We start from the raw sequence: 6,060 nt of genomic DNA, 5'->3' as shown, positions 1-6,060 counted from the left end.
TGTTTTGATTCAAACTTATATGTAGATACGGAAGAAGTTTCATGCTCTATTTTAGCTCGTTTAAGGAAAAATGATAAATGCAATTCATTATTCGAACTGATAGATGCTTTTGCAAAAAACAATGTATGTTTACAGTTTTATATGAACCCTATTAAGTGGGATAAAATTGATTTAATTAAGCCTAACTGGATTAATTATTGTGATGATGATACTGTAAAAGTATTATTGGATAATAGAATCATAAGAGAGAAAGTAAAAGAATATATTGCCAATGACGATTATGGTAGGTTATTTTATAACCGGATATGGAGTTTGATGTAATTAACTATTAGCTGTATATTAAAGTTGGTACTATTTTGATATACAGCTATATTTTTAGATTATAAAGATTTATAGATAGATATGCAAAATGGCTTCTTTAAGATTGGGAATGTTAACTTATATGTCTATTCCTGATTCATCCAATCTTTTGAAGCAGTTTCATTCTCAGTTTTTCAGGATAAGCAATCTCCACCTTGTCACTCTGTTTAAGAAATTCATCCACTGGCTCGTCAGTTGCAAGAAGCATGTAATCAAATAACGTGAAAGTCCTTATATCTTTCCACCTTTGAATTATAGCTGAAGTTTTGATAAAAAATGTGCGGATTCCGATAGTGTTTCATACATATTGGATTAAATTTTTTTGGGAATTTTATAAAGCTAAATTTCTGATTATCAGAATATTTTCGTATATTGGTATAGTGATAATGATTATAAACAAAGGTAAAACAAATAAATCCTATGATTATGGCAAGAACATTTACTATTACCAGTTATGGCAAGACTAAGGAATATCCGGAGAGTCAGCGTAAGAAGATGATTAAGGAGTTTGAGACAGCTATGCTTTGCTGTGATGGCAGTGAAGCTGAACGATACAGGAATATATATGGTGACCTGGTTGCCGGTGAGAAGGAGTGTATGGACACAGAACGTCCATTGGGTCCTGAGCTTGAAGCGATGATTGAGCGAATGTTTACTACTCAAAAGTAAAATTCTACAATTGCAGATTTCTATGTTGCATACCTGTTTCTGATACGTCCAATCTTCTGAAGCAATTTCATTCTCAGCTTTTCTGGAAAAGTAATCTCCACCTTATCACCGAGAGCCAGGATTTCATCCACCAGCTCGTCAGTCACAATGAGTGTGTAATCAAATGAAGTGAAACTCCCCATATCATTCCTTTGCACCTGTGAATGGTGGAAAGGATGTTTTCTCAGATAATCGGCAAATGGACCATAAGCCCTTAGTGTAACCTCTTCCGGCTGCTGTCCGGTTGGAGCTACAACACCAATAGAGTCTGAAAGACGTTTGGCAAGCGAAAATCTGCAGTCTGTCTGAAACCTGTTTCCGCTAAGATAGATTTTGGTCAGTGCATCAAGAGGAACGGCACAGAACTCTGATCCGTTCCTGTACCCGAGCAGATACCAGCGGTTATGGAACAGCTTCAAACCTTCCGGTCGGAAACGGCCTTCCACTTCATTGCCCTTGTCATTCGTGTAGAATATGTACAGCTCATGCCCATCGCTTATACACTCCGATATATCCGGCAGGTATTCAATACCACTTGACATGTCAGGCAGTACGACACGATGGAACAGACACGGACTGCTTTTCAGAGCCACATCAATGATACGGCTGTTGAACAGCCAGTTGCGGCAACTGTCACTGAGTATTTCATCCAGGTTCTGGATATAATATGTATAGTCCTTTCTGTTGCACGCAATAACTATGTCGAAGTTCTCCTCAATCATCTTTCTATGATGATGGAATGTGCGCAGACTCAACGGCTTTCCATTGTACAGGAAATGGTGCTTCCATATCTCACAAAGCCTTTCAAAAGTGACCTTTCTTTCCTGATAGACTGTATGCAGCAGCCAAATATAACGGTTGTAGATATTATTCATAAAATCACCTCTTGTAACTTGTTTAACTATCTAAATATAAGTATTATAAATGAGATATGCAAGAAATTTGCATATCTGTTTTGTTCAATATTTTCACTATAATCCAGGCAGGTTTTCAGTACAGATTTACTATGTCCATACCTTTCTTCACTGCCTCCCTGCAGGTGTAGAATGTCCCGCCATAAGGTTTACCGTCATAAAAGGCTATCAAACCACATGAATACTCCAGCATGAAGTCATTGCGCCTTAGAAGACACCCGTGAAAATAGTGTTCACTCAATACGATAACCTGGTCAGCCCTGGAAATTATATTCTGATAACGTTCCTTTTCCATTGACGGCCACCGGTAACTTTGTCTTCTGAAAGGTATAACGGCAATGAGCCGTATATCCGGATACTTTCCCTTCAGTGACAATACAGTTTCAGCGGCCATCAGGTCGAATCCCATGGCCATTCCTGAATAGAAGCAGGTAATGCCTGATTTGCATGCAAGCGACACGGCTTCAACAAGCCGTGCCCTTATTTCATCCTGCCTTTCTATGGGAACAGTTCTGTGTCCCGTGAAAGCCAGTGACTTTGATTTGTCTGATAATATTCCGTTCATAGTTCTATACTTTATAATGGGTTCTTGCAAGGAAGATGCCTTCAATGACATTCGCTCCGAAACTCTCCAGCTGATTCGCATACATACAGAAACTGATTCCGCGTGTTATTACATCATCGAAGACTATGACTGCTTTACCTCTGAACCACTCTTCATCAAACTCGATGATGCTCACCTTTCTGATTTCCTTTTCAGCCTTACGGTTTTCATGAACAGCCAGTCTCTCTCCGCATACCCTTACATGGTCATATCCGTTTATTGCTCCTGTGAGTTCACATACCCTTTTGCAGAAGTTCATATACCGGATTTCATTCTTTCTTACCGATGATGCCGGAACCGGAATGAACACCAACTGTGAGCATCTGTTGCCGTGTTCCTCAATCATTCTTGCTGCCGTCATCTGTGCCACCGCTTCATGAGACCTTCCGTCCTTGAAGTCATAAACCAACTGTCTGTCGGCGATTTCTTTCTCGCCCACATTCTGAATACGTTTGGGAAAATACTTGCAGAACCATGTCTGTGGCTTTTCCAACTGCTTTCTGATGCTTTCGTCCATCTGTGCCATACGCTCTGATTTTTTTCCCTTCTGTCAGCAAGTTTTTCAGCTTGCCCGAAGGATATTTTTTGCAGTTCTCAGAAGCGCAGGCATTCAATAAGGCAAACTACAAGGAAAGCTGAAAATACGCTCAACCCCGTTTGAGGAAGATTTTCAGCCCTGTGTTTGACGTTTGCAATGCCGGAGATACCTTTGCAAAAAAAATATTTGCAGAGGCATGCTGAACAAACCTGTGGCTGTAATGGTACATTAGGATAACCATGTATCCCTTTCGCATCAGATGTTTTCAGATAATAAAATGCACACGTTTCAATGGTGACAGTGTTGACAGCGAGTATCTGTCAGTGTATCAGATACTTCACATAGAAATCATGCGTTGACAAACGTTGACAGGCGTAGCCACAATTTTCAGTCCGCTAAAAATCCATAGCCAAACGTTGACACATTATAATACTCTATTCTTTATAAGAAAAATCAGAAAGAATATAATATGTTGTATTACAGCAGTTTCCCAGACTGACTTTATGCCGGATTTTCATTGGATTTGCTGTCAACGCTGTCAACCATCAAATATATGCCTTTCTTATTTCCGTAAAAACAGATTTACCATCAACCGCCTTAGTCCAGCCGTATTGAATATGACAGGTAACACATAATCCATACAAATCCCACAATCTCCGGAATAATCCCATATTTAACGTATTGACAGCTAATAATCAACTGTTTACCTTTACGGCATCCAATAAAAGAAAAGATTAACCAGCATGAGAAATAATGAAAGTTGTTCCGGAAAAGACATATTCAGTAAAGGAGGCAGCACGCTACCTGGGTGTTCACCGCTGCACCATCTATGCCTATATCCGTTATATGGAAAAGCCGCTGGCTTTTCTGAAGATACCTGACAAGGCAAAAAGGGTGTTCAGAGGAACTGACCTGATAACCTACAAGGAAACCGGCCTGCCCAAACGTGGCCGCAAGCGTAAGAAACACCGTTAGTTCAGTCTGTCCCATGGAATGGTATCCAAAAGATTACATTTGGCATTCATAGCTGCAAGTTCAAGAGCCAGCAGCCTTGCCCTTAGCCTGACATCCTCCATGTCGGCCACGGCCTGAAGAAACTCGGACGGCTCCATTGCTCCTGACTGAATCATCCATTCCCTTGCACATTGTTCAGGAACAGCGGCACTGACGAAAGAGAATATTTCTTTTGCTATGTAGCCGGCTGTACCATCGCCGGCTTCAGTGGTAAAGCAGAACGGTATACCGCTCGAAGTCTTCCGTCTGAAATTGAGAAACCGGATTCCATCCATGTTTTCCATAGAAACGCTCCACCCATGCCGGGCAGAGATATTAAAAATATTACAACAATTTTCCATTTACCATACAATTATAGTTTTGTTTTCATTTACCTGCTATAATAAGCAGCCGGTCTTGTCCGTGACGGATAGGACCGGCCACTTCTGTTTTCATTCAGCCTATTCAAACCTTGCAAGAAATTCCTGAAGCCTGCTGTCCTGAATCTGTTTCAGCGGAACCGGCTTAAAGTCCTGCTGCTGCCTTACCTGAAGCTTGCCAAGCCCCTGAGCACTCAGGTCAAGCTCTACATCCGAAAGCTCATTGAGGGAAATATACCCGTATTCATCCTCCATGAGTCCGACTACGATACCGAATAGAATCACATCGTCATCCTCCCTGTTTCCTTCAAGGATAAACCACCTTACAGAACCAAGGGCAAAAACCGCACGGCAAACAGCCTCCTTTCCCTTGCCGTCCTGGGAGTAGAGCGGATAACCCTCCAGATCTTCCGCCAGTTGTGTTGTCATCAATCTGCACATATCAGTAAAAAATTAAAAGATTGTTTGATACCCATTCTTCTTGCTCGCATAACACTTGAATTTTGAAGTTCCAGTTCTTTTCCCTTTGGTAAAGCTCATTGAGCTTCATGGCCGGGATAAACCGTTTTATGTGCATTTGTGACTGCGGACCAAAGGGAGAAAAAGACAAGTGTGAAGTCAGAGAATGCAGACGGAATACCCAAATTTTTGAGGCATGAGAAAATTTGCGGAAGGCTGCCGTCAAGTCCTCCGACTGAAAGCGCAAGCGTCACTTGGCGTTTCTCCATTCCGAAGTATCTTTGCACATAAGAAACGGTTCCGGCTATGATGCTCCAATGTTTTCCTGATATTCAATATTCTGAAATTTCCGAAGAATACAGTATCCGTTTTCAGACGAGCCATCGTTAACCGGTTGCCAATGTCAGAACCTTTGAAGTGAAGAGCAGCGCAACCTTAAAGGCTCTGTCTTTGGCAACTGTCTTGATTTATCTGCATGATAGGAAGAACCTGCCGGGTGAAACTTGCCTGGTATCGGGATACGAAGCAAGTCAGCCGGTAAGTTTTCGTAGCATAAGGCAAGTTGTTCCGGCATCGCATGAAATACGAACAGTCAGAACAGCTTGCCTGTATTTTAAGACGGGTATTCAAGAATATAGGACGTTCCGGCATTGCAAGCTTTAGCCTGCATCATCGGAACGGCCTGCTTGTTTTCGTTTTCAGACATGTTATCGATAATCAGTTGCCAATGTTAGAGCCTTTGAAGTGAAGAGTAGCGCAACCTTAAAGGCTCTATCTTTGGCAATTGTTCTGATTTATCTGTATGATTGTATGAACCTGTCGGGTGAAACTTGCCTGGTATTGTAAATACGAAGCAAGTCAGCCGATAAGTTTCCGTTATATAAGGCAATTTGTTCCGGCATCGCATGAGAAACGAACAGTCGGAACAGCTTGCTTATATTTTAGACGAGTATTCAAGGACATAGGCCGTTTCAGCATTGCAAGTTTTGGCTAGCATTAGCAGGATGGCTATTATAAATTAATTCTAAACTTTAAAATATTTTGTTTGTTAAATAATATTTCGTATTTTTGAAAAAATATAGAACGAATTATGGATAAACCTTT

At 41.1% G+C, this 6,060-nt stretch carries 8 protein-coding genes; 3 read left to right on the top strand and 5 right to left on the bottom strand.

Annotated features, from left to right (window positions below):
* Together ACZM60_RS14185 and ACZM60_RS14180 are read left to right on the top strand one after the other, a co-directional pair.
* Window positions 1-321: hypothetical protein (locus ACZM60_RS14185; RefSeq protein ID WP_489521813.1), on the top strand; the 321-nt coding region annotated here is incomplete at its 5' end.
* Window positions 322-786: 465 nt separating this feature from the next.
* The gene (locus ACZM60_RS14180) at window positions 787-1,029 is read left to right on the top strand and encodes a hypothetical protein (protein WP_259323617.1); all 243 of its coding nucleotides are present in this window, start codon (window positions 787-789) and stop codon (window positions 1,027-1,029) included.
* Between the two features lie 20 nt (window positions 1,030-1,049).
* Here ACZM60_RS14180 and ACZM60_RS14175 read toward each other — a convergent pair whose 3' ends face one another.
* From ACZM60_RS14175 to ACZM60_RS14165, 3 genes are all read right to left on the bottom strand, one after another.
* Window positions 1,050-1,943: a helix-turn-helix transcriptional regulator gene (locus tag ACZM60_RS14175; protein WP_489521812.1), complete on the bottom strand. Its 894-nt coding sequence runs from the start codon at window positions 1,941-1,943 to the stop codon at window positions 1,050-1,052.
* Between the two features lie 115 nt (window positions 1,944-2,058).
* The gene (locus tag ACZM60_RS14170; RefSeq protein ID WP_413551241.1) at window positions 2,059-2,547 is read right to left on the bottom strand and encodes an SLOG family protein; all 489 of its coding nucleotides are present in this window, start codon (window positions 2,545-2,547) and stop codon (window positions 2,059-2,061) included.
* A 4-nt stretch (window positions 2,548-2,551) separates the two neighbouring features.
* Complete coding sequence (locus ACZM60_RS14165; RefSeq protein ID WP_413551242.1) at window positions 2,552-3,112, bottom strand: phosphoribosyltransferase; 561 nt, start codon at window positions 3,110-3,112, stop codon at window positions 2,552-2,554.
* 765 nt (window positions 3,113-3,877) lie between these two features.
* Here ACZM60_RS14165 and ACZM60_RS14160 point away from each other — a divergent pair.
* The gene (locus ACZM60_RS14160; protein WP_118165902.1) at window positions 3,878-4,099 is read left to right on the top strand and encodes a helix-turn-helix domain-containing protein; all 222 of its coding nucleotides are present in this window, start codon (window positions 3,878-3,880) and stop codon (window positions 4,097-4,099) included.
* Here the strand turns inward: ACZM60_RS14160 and ACZM60_RS14155 are convergent.
* Window positions 4,096-4,479, bottom strand: coding sequence for a hypothetical protein (locus ACZM60_RS14155; protein WP_118165904.1), 384 nt, complete (start codon window positions 4,477-4,479; stop codon window positions 4,096-4,098). The genes ACZM60_RS14160 and ACZM60_RS14155 overlap by 4 nt on opposite strands.
* A gap of 99 nt (window positions 4,480-4,578) precedes the next feature.
* Entirely contained in the window at window positions 4,579-4,938 is a 360-nt protein-coding gene (locus tag ACZM60_RS14150; protein ID WP_118165906.1) for a hypothetical protein, read from the bottom strand.
* Window positions 4,939-6,060 lie beyond the last annotated feature (1,122 nt).

The sequence above is a fragment of the Phocaeicola sp. genome (assembly GCF_057861905.1).
Note: the sequence above shows the minus strand (reverse complement) of the source record. Positions and strands in the feature narration are given on the sequence as shown.